This is a genomic window from Cerasicoccus sp. TK19100 (assembly GCF_027257155.1).
Classification (GTDB): domain Bacteria; phylum Verrucomicrobiota; class Verrucomicrobiia; order Opitutales; family Cerasicoccaceae; genus Cerasicoccus; species Cerasicoccus fimbriatus.
Genome location: NZ_JAPWDU010000002.1, coordinates 322,310 through 349,264, shown reverse-complemented (window position 1 = coordinate 349,264; position 26,955 = coordinate 322,310). Strand labels below are relative to the sequence as shown.

Sequence of the window (26,955 nt, the reverse complement as noted above, 5' to 3'; positions counted from 1 at the left end):
GCCGCCCTTTGTTTTATAATATTCATGAGTGACCCTAGCTCCAAGCCGAAGGTTGTCGTTACCGGTATTGGCGTTGTCCACGCCCTCGGTAACACGACGGATGATTTCTGGAACGGCATCGTCGCCGGTCGCAGCGGCATCCGTAAGCTCCAAGCCTTCGACACCACCGAATACACCAGCAAGATCGGCGCGGAAGTGATCGACTATGATCCCGTGCCGTACTTCAATGTCGAAAAGGACATCAAGCGCACGGATCGCTACGTCCACTACACCATGGGAGCGGGCAAGCAGGCTATTGCCGACGCCAAGCTCGACATGGAGCAGGAAGACCCTTACCGGGTCGGCGTGCTGGTAGGCTCCGGCATTGGTGGCCTGGAAACGGTCCAAGAGCAGGCCTGGCGCCTCAAAGAGCGGGGCCCGCGCAAGGTGTCGCCATTCATGATTCCCTCGCTGATCGCCAACATCGCCTCCGGCGTGCTCGCGATCGACATTAAGGCGAAGGGGCCGAATTTCGCCGTGGTCAGCGCTTGCTCCACGGCCACTCACGCTCTCGGTGAGGCCGCTCACATGATCATGCGCGGTGATGCCGACGTCATGATCGCCGGTGGCTCCGAAGCCGCCATCACGCAGGTTGGCTACGCAGGCTTCTGCAGCATGAAGGCGATGAGCACCAACTTTAACGATGAGCCCGAACGCGCCTCCCGCCCGTTCGACGCCCTGCGCGACGGCTTCATTATGGGTGACGGTTCCGGCGTCCTCGTGCTCGAATCCGAAGAGCACGCCAAGGCCCGCGGTGCCAGGATTTATTGCGAGCTGTCCGGCTATGCCGCGACCTGCGACGCTTACCACATCACCAGCCCAGACGTAGAAGGCGAGGGCCTCGCGATGGCGCTGCGCCGCGCATTGAGCATGGCAAAGATGGAGCCGGAACAGGTGGACTACATCAACGCCCACGGCACTTCCACGCCTTACAACGACAAATTTGAAACGCTGGCTATTAAGAAGGTGTTTGGCGAATACGCCTACAAACTGCCGGTCAGCAGCACCAAGAGCATGACGGGCCACCTCCTCGGTGCCGCCGGAGGCATCGAAGCCGCGATCATTGCCAAGGTTATCGAGACGGGCATCATCCCGCCGACCATCAACTACGAAAACCCGGATCCGGACTGCGATCTCGACTACGTGCCCAACCAGGCGCGCGAGGGGCAGAAGGTAGACGTTGCCATGAGTAACAACCTCGGATTCGGCGGACACAACGCTACGATTATTTTCAATCGTTTGGGTTAATCAGGGCGGACAGCAGTCGATTATTGGCGATTCTGGTTCTCAATAATCGCTGTTGCCATGGAACAAATTTTCCTCATAGTGATCGTACTAATGGGGTCTAAAACCCCACACTCCTGAATCGATTCCCACACTGCGGCGACATTCTGCAATCTGTGGGATTCACCATTTTCAATAGCTAAGTAGTTTATGTTCAAACACATCCCATTCGAACGAGTTGAGTGGATCACCTTCTTCTTCCTCTTTGGCACGCTGGCGGCCTCATTGACCGTGGTTCCGTGGTATCTCTTTACCCACGGCGTTGATTGGTTCCAGTTCGGCCTGTTTTTCTTTTACTGCTGCGCAACCGGCCTGAGCATTACGCTCGGTTATCACCGCCTGTTCTCGCACATTTCTTTTAAAGCGAAATGGCCCGTACGTCTTTTCGTGACGCTCTTCGGTGCTGCTGCTTTTGAGAATTCCGTCTTCGACTGGTGCAGCGACCACCGCCGTCACCACAAGCATGTCGACCACGATGACGACCCATACAACATCAACAACGGTTTCTTTTACGCCCACATGGGTTGGCTGCTCTTCAAGCTGAAGCCGGAGCCGCCACAGGACAACATCAACGACCTGCGCAAAGACCCGATGCTCGTGTGGCAGCACAAATACGTGCACCTGATCGCGTTATTCATGAGCTTCATCCTGCCCGCCGCGATTGGTTATCTCTACAATGGTGGCCAAGGTGCCATGACCGCATTCTTGCTCTCTGGTGTCCTCCGCGTAGTGGTTGTTCAGCACGCAACGTTCTTCATCAACTCCGCCTGCCACTACGTTGGCAATCAGCCATACTCAACCAAGCATAGCGCCCGCGACAGCTGGTTGATGGCGATCTTCACCTTCGGCGAGGGTTACCACAATTACCACCATGAGTTCCAGCACGACTACCGCAACGGCGTGAAGCCATGGCAGTTTGACCCAACCAAGTGGAGCATCTGGGTGCTTTCTAAGGTTGGCCTGACCTCAAACCTCCGCACGGTTTCCGACGCTAAGATCCTGCTCGCCGAGCTCACTGAAGCACGCCGCCGCATTCAAAACGGCCTTGAGCCTTACCAGCAGCGCCCGGACATGCGTGAGCAGCTCACCCACGGCGTGCAAGTGACCCTCGACCGCCTCCACGAGGCCCAGGAAGAGCTAGCCACTTGCTACTATCAGGTGGAAAAGAGTGTGCGCGACCGCGTCGAGCTCTCCAAGAGCAAGGTCAACGAATGGCGCCGCGAGCTAAAGGAGTCCCTCGAACACCTCGACCAGCTCCCCGGCCTCAAGCCCATCGCGATCTAAGCAAACCGCATCCATTTCCAAAAGCCCGTCCTTTGCGACGGGCTTTTTTGTGGGCAACTTAGTGGCAGAGTTTGCCTAGGTGTTTTCTGTCAGTTTGCCCAGAGGTCTCGCGACAGTTTGCCTAGAGGTTTTGTGACACGAAAGGTGTAGGTTTCGTGTCCGTTCGCCTAGGTGTTTCGTGACACGAAAAGTATGGGTAAACTGTCAGTTTCCCTATGGGCAACCTCGAAACGGCCTACGCCTGCTCGCAAATGTATTACGTCCTGAAACATGGCCTCAATCTGTTGTTTCAACCCAGACGGATAGCTTGCGGTAAGCGCGATCTAATGAACTGGCTCGTTGATGATTTTGAAAAACACGATCACGATCAAGCCGACGCCCACCGTGCTGCTGCCAAGGAGCATCAGGCCGCTTAGGCCAATTAGCGACGTCGCCCAGCCGAGGCAGATGGAGAACACCGCCGACAGGCATACCGTAAATACGAAACTCAGGCTGACGCGGCGGTGTGTAGCGGGTTTGACCTGCTCCAGCACCTGAAACACCTGGTAACACAAGAGCACGTAGACCATCATCGCGAAGAAGCCGAGGTCCATTAGATCGGGCACCATCAGAAAGGCGTCATAGAGCCCATGAGCAAAGACGATCATCCCAAACATTGTGGCGAAATAATCCAACTCGCGGCCGCGGGTCAGGCAGGCACGGTAGAGCGCGTAGCCCGTCAGCGCGGTCGTGGAGATGTGAAGGAAGTTCGCGGTCAGGAAGCGGGCCGGGCCACTCATGCCATTGGATCGGTGGAAGTAGCCCATGTTTTCCTCGACGGCGAAGCCAAGGCCCACGCAACCAGCCACCACGAGCGCGAGCAGGGCACTTTTCTTGCGCAGGAGCAAGGGGAGCATTGGCGTGAAAAACAGCAGCTTGAGCAGCTCTTCGCGTAGCCCGATTCCCGCGATGCAGTAAAGTAGACCGCCGATGAGGTCGTATTTCTCCGTGAAGCCGAGGTAGTCCTCCTGTATCGTAATGACAAACAGCGTCGCAAACGCGCTCATCGCACCAAGCAGCAGCACAAACGCGCAGAGCGCCAGTGCTTTGGGGTCTCGCCAGAGGTCGGCGGCGTGCATGAGAAACGCATACCAGGCGGCACCGGTTAGCAGTGTGATCAGCGCGATTTGCCAGACGATAGAATCGTACTGGAGCACCACGGTGGTGACGATGATTTGCGGCCAGTCGCGCTCTTGAATGGCCTGTAAATGCCGGATGTATTCACGCTCCTCGACGAGCAGATGCTGGTAGTCAGGCGTTTCGAGCAGTCGGATCAAGTCATCCGTCGCGTCCCGCATCAGGTAGCAGTTCACGGCACGCTCGCGGACATCGTTATCGCCAGACAGCTGGGCCTCGGCCTCGAAGGCGCGCCCGGCGTCGCGGAGAAAGCCTTGTTGGCTCCAGAACTCGCCCAAGGCAAGGTTGCTAAAGGGCGCGGGTGGCGTTTGCTCGCTGAGCTGGAGCAAGGTAGCATTGGCGCGACCTTGGCGAAAACTGTCCAGCATCAGCCGGGCAATTTCCTTTTGTTCATCGGTAAAGTCGGTCGCGTCGACTTCACTTAGCATCGCCTCATCAACGACGTGATATTCCGCCATATTGACGAGAAAATACAGGTAATCATCGAACTCTTCGGGCGCGCTCCAGCCGAAATGTGGGGCGTCAACGACCTCCTCCGGAACCGGGCCGAACAGCGAGTCCAGCGCGACTTCGTCCATCGGGTCTTCATTACCCGAAAGCTGGAACGTCAGCATGCCGGCGGCAAACCCGAGCCCGATGATCACCACTGCCGTCTGCACCAGAAAATATGCCTGGTAGGACAGGCGTGGGAGGTTCCTAAATAGATGGCGCATGCTGAATGCGAAGGTTTGGCCTCCACGCCACTGAGGCAACGCGGAAGTTCGGCAATGCTACCCGCGCACCTTGTTCTTCTTCGATTCGCGCTCGTCGTTGATGTTATTGCGTTCAGCAACGAGTTGTTGTTCCAGCTTTTTGCGTTCGGTGGCGTCCTTGGCCTTCTTGATGGACTCTTTGAGAAACACCTCACGCTCGGCGATCTTGGCGTCGTAAACGCGGTCGATGTCGGCGAGTTGTTCCTTTTGCTCTTCGGTCAGCGCCGTAGTCGGCGATTCTTTTTCGAGACGCTCCATGGCGAGTTCGTATGCGCTTTTCATATTGGGGCAACGTGACGCAACTCCGCGCCAAAGACAAGCCCGACAAGCAGCATTGCCGGAGGGACCCCAAAGCGCGCCCAAGGCGGTGTGCGCCGGTCGGCCAGCAATAGTGCTGCGGTCACCATGAGCACTGCCAGCGTGTAACCGCCGCCCGGCCAACGCCAGACCAACTGCAATGAGCCGTCGGGGATTTTAAGGAAACTTTCCACGAGCACATCCATTCCGGCGATGAACACCCAGCTTGCGTGATTGGCAAAAGCGGCGATCGGCGTAAGCCCCACCCAGCCACATACTGCGGCGATGAGGCTCGCGGTCATGGCCAGTGGTGCCAGCGACACGAGCGGAATGTTTAGCAGGAAGGAGCCCGGCGCGAGCACGCCGAAATACCGGATCGCCAAGGGGGCGCTGTAGAGGCTGGCGGCAAACGAGATCGCCAGTAGGCCGAAGCCGCCGCGCACGCCCCAGGTTGCCAGCTTTTGCCACCGGCTTTGCGATTCGGGCATGATCAGGCGAAACGGCTTGAATCGCTGCTGTAGCCAGTCTTGCAGCGGGGCACCGTAGATAATGAGCCCTGTCACCACGGTGTAGGACAGCTGGAATCCCGCGCTCCAGAGCTGGCGTGGATCAAAGAGCAAGACGACGAGCGCCGAGCCCGCCAAGGCTGAGAGCGGCTGTGGCTTGCGCATCAGCCCATATGCGGTCCAGAAAAAGAAAGCCATCCACCAGGCGCGAATCGCTGACGGCGCGGCACCGGTTACCTGCACGTAGCCCATGAGCAGGAGCAGACCGAGCACGGGGCGCAGTTTACGCGGCAGGCAAAGCCCGGCCAGCACGAGCGCGATCAAGCCCGCGACGATCCCTACATGCAGCCCGCTAACCGCAAACAGGTGCATGGTGCCGCTGGCGATAAAGCGGTCTTTCTGCTCGATGGAGAGTGCGGTCTTTTCACCGAGAAGCATGGCGGTGGCAATGCCGGCCAGTTGCTTCGTGCGTGGAGAGTCGGCACCGACGAGTAGCGCCGCCTGCCACTGCTCGTTAATATGCTCAAACTGCTGGTAGAGCCATGGGGAGGGTGCCACGATTTCCCGGAGGCTGGCTTGGGTGAGCTTCAGGTGGCAGCCCTGCTGCCGCAGGTAGCCGTCGAAGCCGTCAGGGTCGTTGGGCGTCGGCTCAAGTTTACCCCGCACGCGGATCACCGCGCTTCGGCCGACCGGCGCATCGGGGTCGTCCTTCCAGCACTGAAAGTAGATCATCTGCCCTTGCAGGTGCGGGGCATGAGCGGGGGCATCTTGTAAGGTGCCAATGCCGGCGATACGAAGATGCTGACTGCGCATGGCGAACACGCGGTCGATCTTGATATCCACTTCGGCCTCGCGGTTAGGCTGCTGCGAGAGGTCGGGTGGGGTCGGAATGCGGTAGGCGTAGTAGCGCCAGCTGGCGAGGGTTACGGCGATCGCGAAAGCTAACCCCCAGAGGACTAGCGGGGCAAACCGCGGCGACCGAAAGGCAGCAAGCGTGGCCACGATACACGCTGCCAAAGTCGACGCGAGCCAGGCGTTCGACAGCTCGACATGCGGAAAATGCTGGCCCAGCGCATAGCCCAGCATTAACGGGATCAGGAGATACAGCAGGGGCGCGTGCGAGCCCGACTTCAGCTGCACGGGCTCCTTCCCGGGCTCACCAACCGTATCCATTGTTGAGGAAAACCCTTAGCCAGTGCGGCCCATAGCGCAATGACGAAACGTGCGTGGGGCAATTATTGCGTCTCAGGCAGCAATAGAATCAAACGCCAATCAGTCGACTTAATGCGCGCGGAGAGGATTTCTTTGTCCTGCAAAGTTAAATGAAGCACGCCGCTTTTCTCGTCAGAGGTAAGCACGGCTTCGGTGGCTTCGTCGATCAATGAACTACCGGATGGGTAGGCGCTTCGAGTGTCTGGCCAGAGCTTGCTCTCCTTTGGCAAATAGTAAACGACGGCATTTTTATTCTGGGTGTTTATCTTCTCCAGCGATTGCGCGAGGTTGGGATCACTCACGTCGATAGCCAACCCCTTGTCGTCCACGATGTAAGCGATGGCACCTTCAGCCTCGACTAGCAAACTAAGCACGGACTCGGTCAACTCCTTCAGGGTTATGTCTCGGGAGACGACAGCTACGGGCTCATCTTCCACAAAGACCGGCGTCGAAACGCTGATCATCATCCCGGCACCGACGAGGTCCAGGTAAGGCGGACTCCAGCCCGGGCGACGGTTTTTGAAATCCGCGCAGGTGTAGAAAATTTGCTCAGTCGGCGGGTAGTTGTTGACCGCTTCGCTCATGGGTAAAAACGGATAAATCACCATCAGCTCGCTGCTCGTCGTGATATAAACCCAGGAGAAATCAAAGCTCTTGTAGGCCACCTCCAATGTGGGTGCCATGACGCCAAGGTCGTTGAGTTGGTGGCCGATGGCGTCGTTTAGTGGCCGATCGCCGTAGAAATAAAATGCCGGTATCGGGGCTTGAAATGCGTGATCCTTTTTATCGGCAGTAAAGCGGAACCCCGTGGTCTTCCCTTGTGTAACGGCCATCTGTTTCCACGTGTCGATCATGCTATCACTATCCGTTGCCGGATGTGAGCGCATCTGTTGATACTCCGATGCGATGGCCTCTGTGCTTTGCGCTGCAAAGTTAAAGACGTCGTCGATGCGCTGGGCCGACGATTGCACCAGCAGCTTGTAAACATCGACCACCTCTTGCGCGCTGGCAATGCAGGCCGCCAGCGCAAGAACGGTTATAGCGGCAAGTCTTTTCATTACTTGGCCAGGAGTGCAGCGAGTCGCTTCTGTACGGCGGGCTTGTCTTCCGGATAAGTGACGCCGAACCACTCACCGTTGGTCGGCAAGACCACGCAGCGAGTCGCGCCGGACTGGATTCGCTCATCGACGACGGTGGGAATGTAGCACTCGGATTTCATTTCCTCGCCGCGGGCCTTTAGGAAATCCGTAAAATGCGATTCGAGCACCTCGAAGAAGTCCTCACTAAAGGCCCAGAAGTTCATCGAAACCAGCGCAGACTCGGGGATTTCCACGACGTCGCCTGCGAGATTTTCGCCGCGGATGACGCCATCGCTGTCGCTGATGTTGACGTGCTCTTCAACAGTTTGCAGCAGGTTGTTATCAATACGGCAAACACCGCGATTGACCGAGCCATGCGGTGAGAGTGTGTTGCGGATGGGGTAGCCGACCATCGCGCACTGGCTGGCGTCGAGATCTGGATTTGCCGTAAGAAAATCAACGATGCGCTGGTAGGCGTCGCGGCCATAGTAGTCGTCGGCATTGATCGCGACGAAGGGATCGCTAACGACATCTCGTGCGGCGCGAATGGCGTGCGCAGTGCCCCAGGGCTTCACGCGGCCATCCGGAACGGAGAAACCAGCGGGTAAATCCGTCAGCTCCTGGAAGGCATATTCGACTTCGATCTTATCCGCGTGGCGGGCCCCAACATTCGCTTTAAACTCATCGGCAAAGTCACGGCGAATCACAAATACGACTTTTTTGAAGCCGGCCTTGATGGCATCGGTGATGGAAAAATCCAGCAGCGTCTCGCCGTTTGGACCCATTGGGTCGAGCTGCTTGAGGCCGCCATAACGACTGCCCATACCGGCAGCCAGAACAAGTAGAGTGGGTTTCATGGTGCTTACGACTCAAGCGGATGACGGTCTTAACGCAACGCCTTTCTAGTGAGCTATTCGTGAAGTTATCGCGTCGGAATGTAGGGCCCGCGCTTGCGCGACGCCGCATTAGGTGGCGCTCTTGAGCGGATGCGGCATCGCGCAGCAAGCGCGAGCCCAACATGACAAACGGGATAAACAAAAACGGCGCTGCCCGAGGACAACGCCGTTTGAAAAACTTTTGTTCGCCAGCTTAGGGCAGGGTGGTGACACCCATGAGGAAGCGGTCCACTTCGCGGGCGGCACCACGGCCTTCGTTGATGGCCCAGACGACGAGGCTCTGGCCGCGGCGGCAGTCACCAGCGGCGAATACGCCCTCGACATTGGTGGTGTAGACACCGTGCTCAGCCTTCATGTTTGAGCGCGGATCGGTTTCCATGCCGAGCTGCTCGATGACGGTCTGCTCCGGCCCAAGGAAGCCCATGGCCAACGTCGCCAGCTGTGCGGGGATGGTGCGGCGGGTGTCTTCCTGCTTGATCGGCACGAAGCGGCCCTGGTCGTCCTTGCCCCATTTGATGTTGACGATATTCAGGCCGGCGAGGTTGCCGTTGCCGTCGTCGACGAAGTTTTCCGTCATCACGAGATACTCGCGCGGATCTTCGCCCTGAAGTGCTTTGGCTTCTTCCTGGCCGTAGTCCATGCGGTAAATCTTGGGCCATTCCGGCCAAGGATTGTCGTCCTGGCGCTCTTCCGGAGGACGCGGCATAATTTCCAACTGGACGACGCTCTTGCAGCCATGGCGGATCGAGGTGCCCACGCAGTCAGTGCCGGTGTCGCCACCGCCAATGACGACGACGTCTTTGCCTTCGGCGTTAATTTCCGGCAGCGAGCCGTCAAACTGATGGTCGAGCTGATGCTTGGTGTTACCGGTCAGGAACTCCATGGCGAAGTGCACGCCCTTGAGGTCGCGGCCTGGGATTGGCAGGTCGCGAGGCTTGGTAGCACCGGTGCAATACAGCACGGCGTCGAACTGAGCTTGCAGGTCAGTCGCGGTGATGTCTTTGCCGATCTCGGTGTTGGTCTTGAAGGTGACGCCTTCCTCGGTCATCAGCTTCACGCGGCGCAGCACGACTTCTTCCTTATCGAGCTTCATGTTGGGAATGCCATACATGAGGAGGCCGCCAATGCGGTCAGCGCGCTCGAACACGGTGACGCTGTGTCCAGCCTGGTTGAGCTGGTCTGCAGCGGCGAGGCCAGCAGGGCCGGAGCCGACGACGGCAACACTCTTGCCAGTGCGCTCTTCGGGCGGGTTGGGGGCCATCCAGCCCTTTTCCCAACCGGTATCGATGATCGCACACTCGATGTTTTTAATGGTGACGGGCGGCTCGATAACGCCGAGCACGCAGGAGCCTTCGCAAGGTGCCGGGCAGACGCGACCCGTGAACTCCGGGAAGTTATTGGTCTTCTGCAGGCGGTCGAGCGCTTCCTTCCAACGGCCACGGTAAACGAGGTCGTTCCACTCAGGGATCAGGTTATTGACTGGGCAGCCGCTGGCCATCCCTGATACCAGGTGGCCGGTGTGGCAGAACGGGGTGCCGCAGTCCATGCATCGCGAGCCCTGATTTTTCAGGTGCTCATCGCTGGGGTGTTCTTTGAACTCTTTCCAGTTCTTGATGCGCTCCGTCGGCGGGATCTCGCTCACGGTCTTGCGTTCGACTTCCAGGAATCCGGTTGGTTTACCCATAATTAATACAATTCAAAATTCAAAAGGATAAATGCAAAAACAAACGATCAATTAGACAGGTTTTAGCATTTTGAATTTATAATTTTGCTTTTCCGATTAGTTTCCGCCGACGCGGGAGAGGTCGTTCATGTTTGCTTCGAAGGCGGCCATGGCTGCTTCATCACCCGAGAGGCCTTGCTCTTCCACCTTTTTGAAGGCGTTGAGCATGCGCTCGTAGTCGGCTGGCAATACCTTAATGAACTTCGAGCGGACTTCGGTCCAGTTCTCGAGGATTTCCTTACCGCGTGGTGAGTCGGTATACTTGACGTGTGCTTCGATCTCGGCGCGAACCTTCTCGATCTCCTCATCGGCGCATTCGATCAGTTCGTAAACGTTGACCATGCTTTCGTTGAGGTTGGTGCGGAAATCGCCGTCGATATCGTAAACGTAAGCCGTGCCGCCAGACATACCTGCCGCGAAGTTACGGCCGGTCTTGCCCAGGCAGATTACCTGGCCCCCGGTCATGTATTCGCAGCCGTGGTCACCAACGCCTTCGACGACCGTGTGGACGCCGGAGTTGCGGACGCAGAAACGCTCGCCGGCAATACCATTGATGTAGGCTTTGCCCTCGGTGGCACCGTAGAATGCGACGTTACCGACGATGATATTTTCCTCCGGCTTGAACTCGGAGCCCTTCGGCGGATAAACGATGATCTTGGCACCCGAGACACCCTTGCCGATGTAGTCATTGGCATCGCCTTCCAGCTCGAAGGTCATGCCCTTGGGGCAGAATGCGCCCAGTGACTGACCTGCGCTGCCTTGGAAGTGCAGGTGGATGGTGTCGTCCGGTAGGCCGGCTGCGCCGTAACGGCGAGTCAGCTCGGAGCCGGTGATCGTGCCTACCACGCGATTGATGTTGATGATCGGCAGCGTGATTTTGACCTTTTCGCCCTTATCGAGCGCTGGCTTGCACAGGCTGAGCAGGTGCGTGTTGTCCAGAGCTTTGTCGAGGCCGTGATCCTGCTGCTTGCTGCAGTAGGTGCCCACGGATTCGGCGACGTCGGGCTTGTGGAAGATGCTGGTCAGATCGACACCCTTGGCCTTCCAGTGGTTGATGGCCTTGGCGGTGTCCAGGGCTTCAACGTGGCCGACCATTTCGTTAACGGTCTTAAAGCCAAGCTCAGCCATGATCTCGCGCAGTTCCATCGCGATGAACTTCATGAAGTTGACAACGTGCTCGGGCTTGCCGGTGAACTTTTTGCGCAGGCGCGGGTCTTGCGTGGCGACGCCGACCGGGCAGGTGTTCTTTTGGCAAACGCGCATCATCAGGCAGCCCATGGTGACGAGCGGGGCGGTCGCGAAACCATACTCTTCGGCACCGAGCAGGGTAGCGATGGCGACGTCGCGGCCGGTCTTGAGCTGGCCGTCGGTCTCGACCACCACGCGGCTGCGCAGGTCGTTGAGCAGAAGAATCTGATTGGTTTCAGCAAGGCCGAGTTCCCACGGGGCACCGGCGTTGTAAATCGAGGAGGTTGGGGACGCGCCCGTGCCGCCGTCGTGACCGGCGATCAGGATGACGTCCGCATGGCCCTTGGCCACACCCGAGGCAATCGTGCCGACGCCGACTTCCGCGACGAGCTTCACGTTCACGCGGGCATTGACGTTGGAATTCTTCAGGTCGTGGACGAGTTCGGCGAGGTCCTCAATCGAGTAAATGTCGTGGTGCGGAGGCGGGGACACGAGGCCCACGCCCGGAGTCGAGTGGCGAACCTTGGCAACCCACGGGTAAACCTTGGAGCCCGGCAGCTCACCGCCTTCACCCGGCTTCGCGCCTTGGGAGACCTTGATCTGCAGCTCGTCGGAATTGACCAGGTATTCGCTGGTGACGCCGAAACGGCCCGAAGCTACCTGCTTGATCGCCGAGCGCTTGCTGTCGCCATTGGGCAACGGCTTGAAGCGTTCGGGGTCTTCGCCGCCTTCGCCGGTGTTCGATTTACCGCCGACGCGGTTCATGCCGATGGCCAGCGTTTCGTGCGCTTCCTGCGAGATCGAGCCATAGGACATGGCACCGGTCTTAAAGCGCTTCATGATGGCTTCGATCGGCTCTACTTCCTCAATCGGGATCGACTTGCGGCCGTCCTTGAACTTCATCAGGCCGCGCAGGGTGGCGATGTTCTCACTCTGGTCGTTTACTAGGCGCGAGTATTCCTTGAAGGTCTCGTAACTGCCGGTGCGAACCGCCTTTTGCAGCGTGTGAATGGTCTTCGGGTTGAAGAGGTGGTATTCACCGTCGCGACGCCACTGGTAAACGCCACCCGGGTCGAGGGCGATTTCGTCCTCTTCGATGTGGCGGGCCGGGAAGGCCTTGCGGTGGCGGCGGAGCGTTTCCTCGGTGATGGCTTCGATGTCGGAGCCTTCGATGCGGGTCGCGGTGCCGGTGAAGTATTTGCTGACGAGCTCACTGGTCAGACCAATGGCTTCGAAGATCTGCGCGCCGCGGTAGGAAGCCACGGTGGAGATGCCCATCTTGGCCATGGTTTTAACGACGCCCTTGATCGAGCCCTTCAGGTAGTTGTAAATCGCCTGATCCAGCTCCATATCGAGCATGTCGTCCTGGATCATCTTGTGTAGCGATTCGAAGGCCATGTATGGGTTGATCGCATCGGCACCGTAACCAAGCAGAGTGGCGAAGTGGTGGACTTCGCGTGCCTCACCGGTCTCCAGAATGATGGAGGCACGGGTGCGGGTGCCCTTGCGGACCAAGTGGTGGTGCAGGCCGCCCATGATAAGCAGGGTCGGGATCGCCGCCATGTCCTTGGAGACACCACGGTCGGAGATGATGATCACGTTGATGCCATCCTTGATCGCGGCATCCGCTTCCTTGCAGATGGAGGCAATGGCTTTTTCGAGGCCAACTGCACCCTTATCGGCTGGGAAGAGTGCGTCGATGGTGGTCGAGCTGAAGCCTTCGGCTTCGATCTCGCGCAGCTTGGCCAGCTCCTTGTTGTCAATGAGCGGCGTTGCCAGGCGTACCATGCGGCAGGACTGTGGTCCGGGCTCCAGCAGGTTGCCTTCGGAGCCGATAAACGTGTCCGTCGCAGTGACGAGTTCTTCGCGGATGCAGTCCAACGCCGGGTTGGTCACCTGAGCGAAGATCTGCTTGAAATACGAATAGAGGTGCTTCGACTTGTTCGAGAGCACAGCCAGCGGCGTGTCATTGCCCATCGAGCCGATTGGCTGAACACCGGAGCTCGCAGTCGGCCCCAAGATGAAGCGCAGGTCTTCATAGGTGTAGCCGAAGGCGTGCTGGCGGGTCAGGATGCCGTCTGCTTCCGAGGATGCCGCGGCCTTGGGCTCGGGCAGATCGGTGATTTGCAGGCGGTTTTCCTTGAGCCACTCAGCGTATGGGTGGGCGTTGTATACGCGCTCCTTGACCTCCTCGTCAGGGACGATGCGGCCTTCCTTCATGTCTACGAGGAACATGCGGCCTGGCTGCAGACGGCCCTTCTTGACCACCGTCAGCGGGTCGAGGTCGGGGATAACGCCGACTTCCGAGGCCATGATGACCAGGTCGTCCTTGGTGACGTAGTAACGGCTTGGGCGCAGGCCATTGCGGTCCAGCGACGCGCCGATGGAGGTGCCGTCGGAGAACGTGATCGAGGCCGGTCCGTCCCATGGTTCCATCAGGCAGGCGTGGAACTCATAGAAAGCCTTCTTGGCTTCGTTCATCGACTCGTGACGCTCCCATGGCTCAGGAATCATCATCATCATGGCGTGGGTCAGGTCGTAGCCGCCCAGGTGCATGAATTCGAGCACGTTGTCCAAGCGCGCGGAGTCCGAGCCGTCCTCATTGATGACGGGGAATACCTTGGAAATTTCCTTAAACTTCTTGGACTTGCAGAGCTTCTGGCGGGCCTTCATCCAGTTGACGTTGCCCATGACCGTGTTGATCTCACCGTTGTGCGCGATGAAACGGTTCGGGTGGGCGCGCGGCCAGCTCGGGAAGGTGTTGGTCGAGAAGCGGGTGTGCATCAGCGCCAGCGCCGATTCGAAATCTTCGTCGTGGAAATCCGGGAAATACTCGGAGAGCTGGCACGGCGTGAGCATGCCCTTATAGACCATGGTACGGCCGGAGAGGCTGCAAACGTAGATATACTCGCTGCCGGGAAACGTGCTGGACTTCGTGCCGTGCACGTTGCCGTAGTTTTCCAGAATTTCGTTGTTCTTGATCGCGTTGACCGCGCGGCGGCGGATCACATACAGCTTGCGCTCCCAGTCGAGGTCGTCCGTGATCGACGGATCGCGGCCGATGAAAATCTGCTTCATGCAGGGCTCGTAGGAGCCGGATATTTTGCCCAGGATCTCGCTCTTGACGGGCACGGTGCGCCAGCCGAGGAACTTTTGACCTTCTTCGGCAACAACCTGCTCAAAGACTTCCATCGCCGAGTCGCGTTCGCTGGCGTTGGGGGACATGAACACGATGCCCGCGCCGTATTGGCCTTCGGGCGGCAGGTCGACACCTTTTTCCGCCATCGCCTTGCGGAGGAACTTGTCCGGCATCTGGATGAAGATGCCCGCGCCGTCACCGGTGTCCGGTTCAGCCCCCGCGCCGCCACGATGGTCCATATGGGTATTCATCGTGAGCGTTTTTAAAATGATGTCGTGCGAGCGTTTGCCCTTTAAGTGGGCAATAAAGCCAACGCCGCAAGAATCATGTTCTTGCTGCGGGTTCCAGAGGCCCTGTGGTTCGGGCCAGCCTAGCGGTGTCTTTGGCGCGTCTGACATAAAGCGATGCGTATAGTATAGTTAAAGGTTCAGCTATATATGAAGCAGGGCGTGTGCCCGCGAAGTCCTGATTTGGCAACGAAGCCCGACGGACGACCGTCGGTCAACCGCAGGAGAATACGTCACTGTACAGAGAATCCCATGAGGGGAGCGGGTGAAATTTGGCCTTCTTTACCTAAAATGCAAAAACTTTTTCCCTTTGAGAATTAATCTCACTCATATCGGGTGCCAGTTTGGCGCATTTTTGCACGATTTTATTGGTCTTTGAGCTCAATTAGGTGATCCCAACGCTTAACGAAAACAGGCCGGGATCCCGGAATGGCCTGAGATCGGGTCGAAGTGGACAGAAAGCCGCTACCCGGGGCTCCTTGTATGGTTACTGATATTACATCGATACCACTTTCTTGAAGATATTCAACTTCTACGAAGCGGGTTTGTGTGAGCTCACCTAATGGTCGCCCGTATAAATTGGCGAGAAAATCAGCCTGATCCTTTTCTAAGTAGTTTCTGGTTTTCGCTAGAAATGCATCGGGCAGGTCATTTGGCATGGGTGGAATTTCGATGCTGACGCCGCCATTGTCCATTTCTGTGATGATGGCGTTTTCTTGCTCCCAATCGCGCACCTCGCTGAGCAGCTGCTTGCGATCACTTTCGAGCTGCTCGTAAGCCTCGGCATTGATGCCCGATACGGTAAGCAGCGTGTCGGTGAGTTGCAGGTCGTCGCGGCTGATCGGTCTAATGCTCACACCTTGGAACTGTCTCGCTTCCATCTCTTGACGAAACCACTCATAGGCGCGCTTGCCGACGTCAGCTTGCTTGAGTGCTTCTTCGAGCTGATGACGTAGCTGAATCTCCTCGGCCAATTGAGTTCGCAGCAGTTGTATCTCTTGCAAAGTATCCGCACTTTCGTCTTCTCGGACGGATGTTTTAGGCACTACTGGAACGGGTGCCCGCGCCTCATTTTTTGGGGGAGTCATGTCGTTTGGCGCAGAGTTTTCATTGCCGGAACGTCCGAACCAGAATCCGGCTACAAACAGGCCGGCAGCGAGAGAAATGAGCGTTAGTGTCGGCAAAGATTTCATCGGGAGAGATCATGGCAGTCTGTCACAGAAGATGACAAGCCGCTAAGTTGTTCGCCAGACACTGAAATATACTAAACTGACAGGGATTGGCGGGCCCATGTTGGGATATCTTCATCGGCGCTCGACAAGCTCATCGCTGAGGCGGACTGATTTGCTCATGAAACAAGGTTGTGGCAAATTGCCACAAAATTCAAGCTGAGCTGAATTTACTCCATCAGGCCCGTAATGCCGTCGAGGTAGGAGGCGTAAAAACGGATAATGGCGAAGACGAGCACCGCCGCGATCGCGCCAAACATTAGCAAGGGGTAAAGGATGCTGGCAAAGGTCATCGAGCCGTTGGCGTTTTGCTGGTATTGCTGGCCGAGCACGACGAGGTTTTTCTCCAATTGGCCGGTTTTTTCGCCCGTTGTATATAAAGACCGGAAATCTTCCGGAAAGCAGCGGTGCTTCGTCAGATGCTCGGAGGGCGTGGCACCGTCTTCAATGCGCTCGCGCATGGCTGTGCCCGCTTGCTTGAACTTCGTCTGGTTGGTCACCATGCCGGCACCCGCCCAGGCTTTGCCAATTGGCGTGCCGGCCTCAAGAAACGCAGCCAGCGCGTAAGAAAAATCCGCCAACGCCTGATTGCGGCTATGGCCGCGAAAGCCGGGCAGCAGCTTGGCCAGCATCGGTAGGATCGGGCTCTCGATTTTTGCCAGGAGCAGCAGTAAGCCGATAGTCCCCCAGAGCGAACCCTCGATAATGGCAACCGTCGCGAAATATTGCGGGTTAAAGACATCGCTCAAGCTGCTCACGCCCTTCTCGAAATCGATGCCCCACATGATGGGCAACACGAACCCGGCAAAGGTCAGCATGCCCACTGGATACAATGCGCCAAAAGCCAGCTTCATCTTGGCAGCGCCCATGCGCTCGTGTTGGTCGCTGAGCGTGCGCAGGGTCTGGGGCAGGCGGCCGCTGTGGACTGCGGCCGACCAGAAAAAGCGGTCCTTTTTGGGAAACCACGCAGGCGCGCGTTTGAGCATTTCGTCGACGTCCATGCCGGATTGCAGGTTGTTGGACATCAGTCGCCGACCGGGTGCGGGTGCACCGAGGCAGGTGTCCAACGCCGCGGGCAGCGAAACGCCGCTCTCCAGCGTTTGTGCGACCTGTAGATACCATTTGGCAATCTTCTTGTGGGACAGGGCCATGGCGTTATTGGTGCGCTCGTGCTTGGTTCTTGGTGCTTGGGTCGTTGAGACAGTTGATGCTGAGCAATTCGAGCTTTCTAGAAGAATGAGGCTAATGTGGCATGCTTGGAAACCAAGCACGAAGAACCACGCACCAAGACACCGAATTAATCTTCGTCCGGTTCCTGGAGCTGCTGTTTCCAGCCGAGCATGCGGGCCTGAGCGCCGAAGTGCTCGGCGGTGGGTTTGTCACCCAGTTCCATATGGATGCGCGACAGGGAGGTGTTGATGTGGATGTCGTTGCCGTCGACGCGGAAAGCCTGCTCGGCGGCCTTGAGGGCTTCGCGGAACTCGCGCATTGAGAAATAGACCTCGGTCATGGCGTGCCAGGCGTCGAAAGAATCGCGGTCCTGCTCGACGGCTTCACGTAGCTTGGCCAGCGCGGCGTCGTTGTCTCCCATCGTGTAGTCGAAGGTGGCGTCTTCGACGAGTTGCGTCACGTCAGTCTTGGGCGAGTTGGATTCTTCAGGCATAGTGGGGAGCAAAGCAGATTTGCCGTTGAAGGCAACAGGGAAGGGCGGGGCGAAGACGCTCAATTTTCTAAGTTTACTCCTTCAGCTTTTGGTTCGCCGTCATGGCTTTGCAGCGGAATATTGTCGGAGGATTCAAGTGTTCTGACTAGCTCGTCCAGGCTATTGCCCTCCAGGAGTAAATCGACGCCCATCCAGTGTTTGCTCAAGTAGATGACCTTCTCCGCCAAGAGTTCATATTGGCCCGCTTCAGCGTCTTCCACTAAAGCGTCGAACCCAAGTTGCATTTGGTATTGGGCACCGCGAGTCTGACTTCTAGAAAGAACTCGCTCAAATGCCATTCCAAATTGGGCACCTCCTATACTGAAGGCAATGAGAAGAAGCAAAGTGATCAAGGCTTGGAGGCCGTATAGGTGGCGTTTTGCGGACCAGTAAATGGCATAGCCTGAAACGAATAAAATGAGAATCGCGATAAATGTAACCATAAAGATAACTCGCTGCTGTGCGTATGTAATATCACATCAGAAATCAAAAAGCCATTTATGGCTGACCGTGAAATGTCCCTCTGGAAGTGCTAATTAAAAGCTACTTACTTTGCATTGCAAAGTTTTTAAGCCAAGGTGGGAACTAAGGTTCCGGTCGTTGGTCTTCAATGGGCGAACGCGATGGATAGCACAACAATAGCTCAACGATGGCGGTGGCTGCTGCAGGTTTGCCGGGGTGAATTTGATTTACTCGCCGAGTGGATTACCCGCCGTGACGCCAACTTGGTGTGGAGCAGCGTGGTGGCCATTTGTGTGGGATGCGGCTTGTATGGATTCACGCTGGGGATGTGGCGATCGCCGCTGATGGGTGCCTATGTGTCCATCAAACTGCCACTGGCGATTTTTGGCGTAGTTGGAATCAATGGCATGCTCAATGGCGTGTTGGCGCAGCTACTGGGGACTGGGCTAGGCTTCCGGCAAACGTTAATGATGATCCTCGCCAGCTTCGCGCTTTTTGCGCTGATCGTCGGGTCAGTCGCGCCCGTCAGCTTTTTCGCCTCACTGAATTTACCCGGCGCAGAGGCGGCGGACGCCGGGCAATGGCATGGCATGGTCCTGGTGTTTCACACGGGCGTGATCGCCTTTGCCGGGCTGATCTGCAATCTGAAACTCCTCCGCCTGATGCTGCAATACGTGCCCAATAGGCGCAGCGCGGTTCAGACGTTTGTCGGATGGACGCTGGGCAATTTGCTGGTTGGCGCACAGGTGTTTTACGTGTGCCGGCCGTTCTTCGGGGACCCAGACCTGGAGGTGGAATTCTTCCGCCGCGATGCCTTGTCGGGCAATTTTTACTACGGCGTGCTCGGCTCGGCGGAAGCCGCGACTGGGCTTGGTGCGCCGGTTTTAATCTTTTTGGCGCTGCTGGCCGGGCTCTTCGCCGTGGTTCAACTGCGCCGTATTATCCGTGAATTATTAACTGATGACAGACTATGAACACCGATGACCAACCGACACCGCCGCCGCTACAACCAAAGCATGTGGCGAGCCATAAACCGCTGCCAAAGAATCCCACCATCGTTCAGGTGCTGGAGTGCCTGCTGCGCAGCCCGCTGCAATTGATCGAGCACTTTAACAGCGATGACGGCTCGAAAGTCGTTGGCCGAATGCTGCTGGCGACGGTGGTGTGCCTGGGTGCCTTTGGCTTCTTCGTGGGAACCTTTTCCATGGGCGAGCAGCTCTGGGCCGCCCCGCTGAAGATCGTCATTGGTCTGCTCGTCGCGACACTGCTGTGCTTTCCGAGCTTATACATTTTCAGCAATTTGAGTGGGCTCCAGGTGAGCTTTCGCGCGGTCGCCGGTATGCTGCTTTGCGCGGTGTGTATGGTCTCGCTCTTGCTGATGAGCTTTGCGCCGGTGGTCTGGCTTTTTTCGCAATCGACGACGCACCTGGCTTTCGTGGGGCCGCTTAATCTGCTCGTGTGGGTGATTGCGCTGTGGTTCGGTATCGGGCTGATCATGCGTGGCGCGATGATCATGGGGGCCCGTGAGGCTGGATACCTGAAAGTGTGGGTCGGCGTGTTCGTGCTTGTATTGATGCAGATGTCGACCTCGCTGCGGCCCATTATTGGCACCGCCGACGAGCAGTTCACCACGGAAAAAGTTTTCTTCGTGCAGCACTGGATCGACTCCCTGAAAGAGGATACAAAAACTCGAAATTGAGGGCTATGCGGGCTGGCGTTTTTACATTCGCTCGTGCAAACTAAGGCTATGTCGGAATCGCCGCCCAGATCGATTTTCCCGGACCCTCGCTATGCGCCGGGGGATGCGCCACTGGCCATGGGCGGAGAATTGACGCCGCACATGCTGCGCGATGCCTACCGGCATGGAATTTTCCCCTGGTATTCACCGGGCCAGCCAATCCTCTGGTGGAGCCCGGACCCGCGTTTTGTGCTGCGAACGAGCGAACTGAAAATTCAGCGCAGCTTGGCTAAAGAAATGCGTAAGCCGTATTGGGAAATCACCTACGATTGCGCCTTTGGTGAGGTCATTCGGGCCTGCGCGGAGCAGCCACGCCCTGGTCAGGACGGCACCTGGATCACGGAAGACATCATTGCCGGCTACGAAGCGCTGCACGACGAGGGCATGGCCCACAGCGCCGAATGCTGGCGCGACGGAGAGCTGGTCGGCGGGTGTTACGGCATTGCCATCGGCTCGATGTTTGCGGGCGAATCCATGTTTTTTCACCGCCCGGATGCCTCAAAGGTCGCCTTTGCGAACCTGGCCCTGCGCCTGCATGAGCATGGTTTCCGCTTCATTGATTGTCAGCAGCCCACAGCGCACCTGGCCCGTTTCGGAGCGACTGAGTGGAACCGCGACGACTTCCTTGATGAGCTGGCCCTCGCCGTTGAGGAGCCGGACCGCTGGCCGGTCTGAGTGTGGAGTGGGGAACGCGGAGTGCGGAATAAGTATCGGTTTCACTTGAAATACATTCCGCATTCCGCACTTCTCATTCCGCACTCGAATCACTTGATCCTCAGTCGATCGCGGTAGTCTTTGGCTCGTTCGAGGAAGTTGAGCACTTCGAAAAATTGGTCATTGTGCAGGGCGCTGCGGAGGCGTTGCAGCTCGCGGTCGAAGCCATCCAGTGAGCGAATGATTTCCTCTTTGTTGTGCATGGCGATGGCTTTCCACATGCCGGGATCGCCCGAGGCGACGCGGGTCGTGTCGCGGAGGCCGCCGCCGCCGTAGTTGCGCCAATTTTCGTCCTGCGTGGTCAGGTAGCTGCAAAGGGTGGAGGCGAGCAGGTGGGGCAGGTGGCTGATGTGGGCAACGATTTCGTCGTGCTTTTCCGGGGAGGTCGTGGCGACTTCCATGCCGAGCTCACGCCACAAACGAACCGCTTTTTCGACCATGTTTTCCGGCGTGTCAGTGAGAGGCGTTACGAAGCAGGCGCGACCGGGGAAAAGGTCGGGGCAGCCGTTCTCCAGGCCAGTCTTCTCAGAGCCGGTCATCGGATGCGAGCCGACGAAAGTCCAGTCACCGCCAATGGCACGGGCCTGACGGCAAATCAGGCTCTTGGTGCTGCCGACATCGGTTACGAGCGCGCCGGGGGCAATGTCGGGCGCGATATCTTGGAGCATGGGCACTATGTATTCAACAGGCGGGCAGAGGACGATAAGGTCCGAGCCGCGGACGGCTTCGTTGGCGGTGGGGAACACGGCGTCGCACCACGGCTGCTCCTGGCATTGCAGGCGGGTTTCCGCCCGCCGCGCCCAGGCGACGGTTTTTTTCGCCAAGCCGCGCTCCTTGAGCGCCATGAGTAGTGATGCGCCAAGCAGGCCGGGGGCTAAAATGGTCGCTTGTTGAAACATGCCGTCCGAGCATTTGTCCCTAATGGCGGATGGCGAGCCCGAATTGCCTTACTGCATCGGGAATTTGCTGGCCATGGCCCGCCAAGTGCCACAAATAAGACTGTTTTTCATGTCCAGAAATCGTAGCTTTTTTTACCGTTTCCGCATCCCCTTCCGTATCATCGGCATCTTGCTGCTACTCGGGGTAGTCCTGACTGGTGCCTATTTCTTGACGAAGCTCGGCCCCGGCAAGATCGACCACAGCAAGGTGAACGTCGAATTCAACGAGGTCGAGGGCAACCAGCTGCTGGAGCTCAGCCAGCAGAAAGAAGAGCGCTTTCGTCAACTGGTGGACCAGCGTCCGGCCACGGAGGACGACTTCGTGATCCTGGATGAGGCCATCACTGCGTTGTCAGACTACATTACAATGCGTGGCGGCTACCACACGGCTACGGCAGAGCGTCGCGAGGAACTTTACGAACTGCGGGACAACTTGCGCGGCAAGGTGCTCTATGATGAGAGCGTGATGCTGGAAGACATGGCGATCGAGCACGAAGAGGCTGGCGAATTCGAAAATGCGCTGAAGGCCATGGAGCGCTCGGCATTTCTGCAACGGAAGCTCAACGAAACCTACGATCTTTCCGAAAACAATGACACCCGTCGCCTGACCCGCCTTCAACGCAAGGTGGATATGTTGACGGCGAAACCTCTTTACGAAGACTCCGTCCAGGCCGAAGAAGATGCCGCTCAGGCGATTAAGGAAGAGAATTACAGCCGCGCGAAGCTCTACTACCGCAAGGCTATCGATATTCAGAAGGACCTGAATATGCGCTTTCGCGGGCTTCAGTTTGCCAACGTACAGCGCGTCTCCCGGTTGGAACAGGAACTCTCCAGCCTGGAATCCAGTGACTTGCACATGCGCATTGAGGAATTTCGCGAAGCGGCCATTGCGGCCGAAGGGCAGGGCAATTACGCTGCGGCTGCCGAGTCTTTTCAGAATGCCTACCGCTTGCAAAGACAGCTGAATAAGGAGTTTCCGCAGAGCCGTTTTGCCGGCGTCACACAAGCCGAGGAGTTGCAGAGTCTGCGCGAAAATTCCCTCAGCCGCAATCTCGGCGACGGCATTAAAGATGAAATGACCCGACTCGACACCGCGCTTCGCGAACGCACCACCTGGCGTGCCATCGAGATTATCCGCTCGCTGTATCCGAAGGTGCAGCAGTTCACGGAGCAGTTTCCCCGCAGCACGATTCTTGGCGACGACGCGCTCTTGAAAATGCAGTACCTCGCCGCCATCGAGGACGATATCAACTTCTTGCAAGAGCGTATCTACGGCCAGCTGCTTCCCGTCGAAGGCGTTGCTGACTGGCGTATGCTGCGGACAGAGGTTTCCCAAGCTTTATACATGAGCGTCATGCTCAAGGCGAACCCGAGCCGCCATGTCGGTGATTTGCTGCCGGTAGATTCCGGTAACTGGGATGACGCCCGCAACTTTTGCCAGCGCATTTCCTGGCTGCTTGGCCGCCCGGTGCGCCTGCCCACCGAAGCCGAATACCATGCCGCCTTGGGCAGCCTGCGCTACGTGAATCTACGCGAAACGGCCTGGTGCCTGGAAAACGCCGATGGCGTGACTCACGAGATCGCTACGCTCAAACCGAATGGCCAGGGCTTTCATGATTTGCTGGGCAACGTCGCCGAATGGCTCGACAGCGGATCGCTGCCGGGTGACGGCGAAGCCTACATTGCCGGCGGTTCAGTGGAGACCTCCATCGACGCCATGGTCGACGTGCCAATCGAAATCAGCAACCGCCGCATGCGAAACCGCTTTGCCGGATTCAGATTTGTGGTATACTTAGCAGAATCGAATGAAAACTGATTCCGAAGATCCTCAACAGGAGTTTACGCCTGAAGAACTGGCCAAGGCTGAGCGTGCCACATGGATATTATATGGCGTGATGGCCGTTTTTATCATCGCGCCATTTGTCACGGCATGGTTGATCAGTTAATGGTTTGCCTGCTTGCCAGCGAATGAAAGTCTGTTTATGGTGAGATTCGTTGCATGAGCTATAACCCCTAGGCGCAGATACGATTGAATAAAACGCTTACAGTCATCCGAATTCTCTTCTTCCTGTTGTGCATTGCGGGGGCATATCTCCTGTGGTATGCGGTAGGCTACGAGGCAACGCAGCGCCTTGGCTTGTACCTGGTCATTGGCGGGTTGATTGGGATGCTCACCATCCTCGTGGACCTTCTGCTCAAGGGCTTCTCCTTGCGCGGGCTGACGGCGATCACCTTTGGCCTCGGGATGGGGGCGCTGGTTTCATTTTTAATTTCATCATCGCCGCTTCTGGAATACGGAGATGAGGAAGTCATTCACCTGGTCCGACTTAGCCTCTTTGTCATCTGCATGTATTTGGGGTCGGTGATTGCCCTGCGTGGTCGCGACGACTTCAACCTGGTGATCCCTTACGTGCGCTTTGTGCCGCAAAAAGTGGACTCCGCCATCGTGGTGGTCGACACCAGTGCGCTCATCGATGGCCGCATCATTGGCATCTGCCAAAGCCGCTTTCTCATTGCCGAATTAGTGGTGCCGCGATTCGTGCTGGATGAGTTGCAGAACATCGCAGATTCGTCCGATCCTGCCCGTCAGGCCAAGGGGCGCAAGGGGCTCGAAGTGCTCAATGAACTGCGTACTATACCCCATATCCACTTCACGATTCATGAAAGTGAGATCGGGCGTGGGCAGCAAGTGGACGCAAAATTGATTTTTGTCGCCGAGTCGTTGAAGGCGAAATTGCTGACGACGGATTATAACTTGGCCCGACTGGCAGAGTTTCAAGGGGTCGATTGGCTGAATATCACGGCATTGGCAAAAGCTTTGAATCCGGAAGTCGATGTTGGTGAGACACTTCGATTATCTTTGGTTAAGACCGGCCGTGAGTCCGGGCAAGCTGTAGGTTACCTGGGTGACGGCTCGATGGTCGTCGTGAATGAGGCCGCACATATGATTGGCCAGGATGCGAAAGTCGAGGTGACCAGTGTGTTGCCGTCGGCTGGTGGCAAGATGGTGTTCGCCCGCCTGATTGCTTAATAGATTGAGTAATCCAGTAAAAAATCCCCCAGTGAGCCCAACTGGCATCAGAGGTGCTAGGTTAGTGTCCGAAAGGGACACATTATGGGAATCACTGAAGATGCATACGGCACGCCGCAATTTCCCGGCGTCTTAGGATTGATCGAGTGCGATGAGACCGGTCAGGTGCTACACGCTGAGGGCGAAGACCCGGAAGCGTTGGGGCACGTTATGGTGTTTGTACACCAATTAGCGGATCTGATCGGCGAATCTTTCGGAATGGAGGGCCTCGAAGAGGGCCACATTATCGGGAAAAGCATGACTTCGGTCATCGTGCCGCGCGGAGGCAGTGACCTCGGCGTAATGTTCGATAACAAGGCGAACATCACTTCGACTCTCCCACAATTGCTCGAGTCATAATCAACCAGCATGTCAACCCGAGGACAGAGCCATGAGCGATAAATTCATTAAAAATATTCTCGATGTTCCCGGGGTCGAGGGCGTCTGTGTTTTCGACAAGGACGGCGGATTAATTGAGAACTTACTACCCGCTTACTTCGTCGAAGAACTCTTTGATGACCTCGCCCGGCGCGTCATCTCGCTGTATGAAACCGTCGATGAAAACTTTCTCCCATGCGACGAGTATTTACTGAAATACAGTGAGCGTTGGATCTTTCTACGCCGTGGTAACGGTATCTTTATCCTGACATTCGCCGAGCCGATGGTGAATCGTGTGTCGCTAAAGATGATCACCAACATGGCGGTCAAGAACGTCAAAGCGACCAGCAAACTCGGCGGCCCTGCTGCCATCGGCAAGCCAACGCCAGCCGCTCCCGCGACGCCAGCGCCGGCTCCGCAAACGCCGGTTGCGCCCGCCACGCCTTCCGTGGAGCCCGAGCCAACGCCGGATGACGCGCCAGAGGGCCGAAAACGCGTCGCACGCCCGCGCCCACAGCGCTCTTACCGTGGGTCCAATTACTAAACGCCATCTCGCAATCACTCCACTAACCAAAACTACCTGGAGCCCTGGATTGCTTACATGAACGATTCTTTACTTTTAGTTTTACCGGACGGTCGCTCGCGCAGCCAACTGTCATTGATTTTGCGTGAATTAGGTCGCCGGGTCGTCTCTTGTTCAGACCCGGATGACGCGATGCGTCAAGCCATGGAGCAGGAGTTTCCGGTTGCTATTATTGACCGTGATCTGCCAGGGGTAAACGGCTTGGAGTTCGTGCGTCAGGTGGCCAAGAACTGCCAGAAAACGCATGTCGTGCTCCTCAGTGACGAAGCCGACGCCAAGCACACTCCGCCGCGTGGCCAACTGGGTGTATCTGATATCATCTATCGTCCGTTCAATCCTTCGCGATTGATGTCGAAGATTGAGGGGCTTTGTAACGACGCCGGCATGAAGGCCAAGCCCATGGTCCAGCCCGGGCTGACCCGTGCGCCTTTCGGCGTGGGCAACAGTGGAAATAAGCTGGGGGCTGCCGCTCGGACTACGCCTTCACAGTCTTATCAGTCGCTCAACTACAGCCCCAGCTTCATCGTCACCAAAAGCAGCAATTCGCGTCGCCTGCTGGGAAATCTTTGGAACGCCCGTAAGTTCAAGAACGCAATTTTGCTAGCGGGTGAGGAAGGCTCGGAATTCGAGCTCGTGGTCCGCGAACTGAACCAGGCTGCAGGCACTGCGGATGTTTATCCGGCCGTGATTCAGGATCACGAGGTGACCCTCGAAACACTGGAGTCACTGAATGCCGCCGCGCTACTCAGCGACGGCCCGCCGCGCATCGTATACATCCCGCACATCGAAGTGCTGACGGATGAGCAGCGGGGGCACTTACTCAACTTTATCGCGAAAAACCGCGGTCGCACCAAGCGCCATGTGCGCATCGTTGCCGGAAGCGTGATCAATTCCGATCTTTCGACGCCGTTGATCCAGAAATACCGCGAAGAGCTGGAGGAACTTTGCGATGCAAAGTTGGAGATTGCTCCACTGCGTGACCGCAAAATGGACATCCCGTTGATGATCCGGAAAATTCTCTACGACCTGACTTCGCTGCACTCGTTTGTCCGTGCACGCGAGGTGGAAACGGCCGCTCTGGATTATCTTTCACAGTATGTCTGGAAGGGCAACTACGAGCAGCTCGTTACCGTGCTGCGCAGTGCGATCTCCAGTTGCCCGTATCGCTCGCTCTCTCTGCATCAAGTGCAGTCGCTCCTGCACAACGACTTGGCCGCACTGCACCTGCTGGAATCAGTAGCCGACGAAAACCTGCTCCCGAACGACTAATTTCTCTCTA

23 protein-coding genes are annotated in these 26,955 nt (G+C 57.2%); 11 read left to right on the top strand and 12 right to left on the bottom strand.

Annotated elements, in window-relative coordinates; genetic code table 11:
• Window positions 1–24: 24 nt before the first annotated feature.
• Both fabF and O3S85_RS04980 read left to right on the top strand, forming a co-directional pair.
• Complete coding sequence (gene fabF / locus O3S85_RS04985; protein WP_269538665.1) at window positions 25–1,287, top strand: beta-ketoacyl-ACP synthase II; 1,263 nt, start codon at window positions 25–27, stop codon at window positions 1,285–1,287.
• Between the two features lie 186 nt (window positions 1,288–1,473).
• Entirely contained in the window at window positions 1,474–2,607 is a 1,134-nt protein-coding gene (locus O3S85_RS04980; RefSeq protein ID WP_269538664.1) for an acyl-CoA desaturase, read from the top strand.
• 323 nt (window positions 2,608–2,930) lie between these two features.
• Here the strand turns inward: O3S85_RS04980 and O3S85_RS04975 are convergent, their stop codons facing one another.
• From O3S85_RS04975 to O3S85_RS04925, 11 genes are all read right to left on the bottom strand, one after another.
• Window positions 2,931–4,496, bottom strand: a complete 1,566-nt coding sequence (locus O3S85_RS04975; RefSeq protein ID WP_269538663.1) for a PrsW family glutamic-type intramembrane protease — start codon at window positions 4,494–4,496, stop codon at window positions 2,931–2,933.
• Between the two features lie 57 nt (window positions 4,497–4,553).
• Window positions 4,554–4,817, bottom strand: a complete 264-nt coding sequence (locus O3S85_RS04970; protein ID WP_269538662.1) for a hypothetical protein — start codon at window positions 4,815–4,817, stop codon at window positions 4,554–4,556.
• On the bottom strand, window positions 4,814–6,511 hold the full coding sequence (locus O3S85_RS04965; protein WP_269538661.1) for a ComEC/Rec2 family competence protein: 1,698 nt from the start codon (window positions 6,509–6,511) through the stop codon (window positions 4,814–4,816). Before O3S85_RS04965 ends, O3S85_RS04970 begins: the two co-directional genes overlap by 4 nt.
• Before the next feature lie 62 nt (window positions 6,512–6,573).
• Window positions 6,574–7,608, bottom strand: a complete 1,035-nt coding sequence (locus tag O3S85_RS04960) for a PDC sensor domain-containing protein (protein WP_269538660.1) — start codon at window positions 7,606–7,608, stop codon at window positions 6,574–6,576.
• On the bottom strand, window positions 7,608–8,486 hold the full coding sequence (locus tag O3S85_RS04955; RefSeq protein WP_269538659.1) for a nucleotidyltransferase family protein: 879 nt from the start codon (window positions 8,484–8,486) through the stop codon (window positions 7,608–7,610). The genes O3S85_RS04960 and O3S85_RS04955 overlap by 1 nt, the downstream gene beginning before the upstream one ends.
• A 232-nt stretch (window positions 8,487–8,718) precedes the next feature.
• The gene (locus O3S85_RS04950; RefSeq protein WP_269538658.1) at window positions 8,719–10,209 is read right to left on the bottom strand and encodes a glutamate synthase subunit beta; all 1,491 of its coding nucleotides are present in this window, start codon (window positions 10,207–10,209) and stop codon (window positions 8,719–8,721) included.
• Window positions 10,210–10,305: 96 nt separating this feature from the next.
• Window positions 10,306–14,973 carry a glutamate synthase large subunit gene (gltB, locus tag O3S85_RS04945; protein WP_269538657.1) on the bottom strand — a complete coding sequence of 1,556 codons (4,668 nt, stop codon included), beginning with the start codon at window positions 14,971–14,973 and terminating at the stop codon, window positions 10,306–10,308.
• A gap of 254 nt (window positions 14,974–15,227) precedes the next feature.
• Window positions 15,228–16,055, bottom strand: a complete 828-nt coding sequence (locus O3S85_RS04940; RefSeq protein ID WP_269538656.1) for a hypothetical protein — start codon at window positions 16,053–16,055, stop codon at window positions 15,228–15,230.
• Window positions 16,056–16,261: 206 nt separating this feature from the next.
• Window positions 16,262–17,242, bottom strand: coding sequence for a type II secretion system F family protein (locus tag O3S85_RS04935; protein WP_269538655.1), 981 nt, complete (start codon window positions 17,240–17,242; stop codon window positions 16,262–16,264).
• Between the two features lie 146 nt (window positions 17,243–17,388).
• Window positions 17,389–17,754 carry a tetratricopeptide repeat protein gene (locus tag O3S85_RS04930; RefSeq protein ID WP_269538654.1) on the bottom strand — a complete coding sequence of 122 codons (366 nt, stop codon included), beginning with the start codon at window positions 17,752–17,754 and terminating at the stop codon, window positions 17,389–17,391.
• Between the two features lie 59 nt (window positions 17,755–17,813).
• A complete protein-coding gene (locus O3S85_RS04925) occupies window positions 17,814–18,236 on the bottom strand; it encodes a hypothetical protein (RefSeq protein WP_269538652.1) in 423 nt (140 codons plus the stop codon).
• A gap of 180 nt (window positions 18,237–18,416) precedes the next feature.
• On the opposite strand from O3S85_RS04925, the gene O3S85_RS04920 reads away from it, so the two are divergent.
• From O3S85_RS04920 to aat, 3 genes are read left to right on the top strand one after another with little or no spacing between them, the layout of a single operon-like run.
• Window positions 18,417–19,229, top strand: coding sequence for a hypothetical protein (locus tag O3S85_RS04920; protein WP_269538650.1), 813 nt, complete (start codon window positions 18,417–18,419; stop codon window positions 19,227–19,229).
• Entirely contained in the window at window positions 19,226–19,954 is a 729-nt protein-coding gene (locus O3S85_RS04915; RefSeq protein ID WP_269538649.1) for a hypothetical protein, read from the top strand. Before O3S85_RS04920 ends, O3S85_RS04915 begins: the two co-directional genes overlap by 4 nt.
• A gap of 48 nt (window positions 19,955–20,002) precedes the next feature.
• Window positions 20,003–20,668, top strand: coding sequence for a leucyl/phenylalanyl-tRNA--protein transferase (aat, locus tag O3S85_RS04910; RefSeq protein WP_269538648.1), 666 nt, complete (start codon window positions 20,003–20,005; stop codon window positions 20,666–20,668).
• An 89-nt stretch (window positions 20,669–20,757) separates the two neighbouring features.
• On the opposite strand, the gene O3S85_RS04905 is transcribed toward aat, so the two are convergent.
• Window positions 20,758–21,606 (bottom strand): prephenate dehydrogenase, encoded by an 849-nt coding sequence (locus O3S85_RS04905; protein WP_269538647.1) that lies wholly within the window; start codon window positions 21,604–21,606, stop codon window positions 20,758–20,760.
• Window positions 21,607–21,715: 109 nt separating this feature from the next.
• On the opposite strand from O3S85_RS04905, the gene O3S85_RS04900 reads away from it, so the two are divergent.
• The 6 genes from O3S85_RS04900 (at window position 21,716) to O3S85_RS04875 (ending at window position 26,945) form a co-directional block, all read left to right on the top strand.
• Window positions 21,716–23,461, top strand: a complete 1,746-nt coding sequence (locus O3S85_RS04900; RefSeq protein ID WP_269538646.1) for a formylglycine-generating enzyme family protein — start codon at window positions 21,716–21,718, stop codon at window positions 23,459–23,461.
• A complete protein-coding gene (locus O3S85_RS04895; protein WP_269538645.1) occupies window positions 23,451–23,591 on the top strand; it encodes a hypothetical protein in 141 nt (46 codons plus the stop codon). The genes O3S85_RS04900 and O3S85_RS04895 overlap by 11 nt, the downstream gene beginning before the upstream one ends.
• Before the next feature lie 83 nt (window positions 23,592–23,674).
• The gene (locus tag O3S85_RS04890; protein WP_269538644.1) at window positions 23,675–24,676 is read left to right on the top strand and encodes a PIN/TRAM domain-containing protein; all 1,002 of its coding nucleotides are present in this window, start codon (window positions 23,675–23,677) and stop codon (window positions 24,674–24,676) included.
• Window positions 24,677–24,760: 84 nt separating this feature from the next.
• Window positions 24,761–25,075 (top strand): hypothetical protein, encoded by a 315-nt coding sequence (locus tag O3S85_RS04885; RefSeq protein WP_269538643.1) that lies wholly within the window; start codon window positions 24,761–24,763, stop codon window positions 25,073–25,075.
• Between the two features lie 31 nt (window positions 25,076–25,106).
• On the top strand, window positions 25,107–25,637 hold the full coding sequence (locus O3S85_RS04880; protein ID WP_269538642.1) for a hypothetical protein: 531 nt from the start codon (window positions 25,107–25,109) through the stop codon (window positions 25,635–25,637).
• A 57-nt stretch (window positions 25,638–25,694) separates the two neighbouring features.
• Window positions 25,695–26,945, top strand: coding sequence for a response regulator (locus O3S85_RS04875; protein ID WP_269538641.1), 1,251 nt, complete (start codon window positions 25,695–25,697; stop codon window positions 26,943–26,945).
• Window positions 26,946–26,955 lie beyond the last annotated feature (10 nt).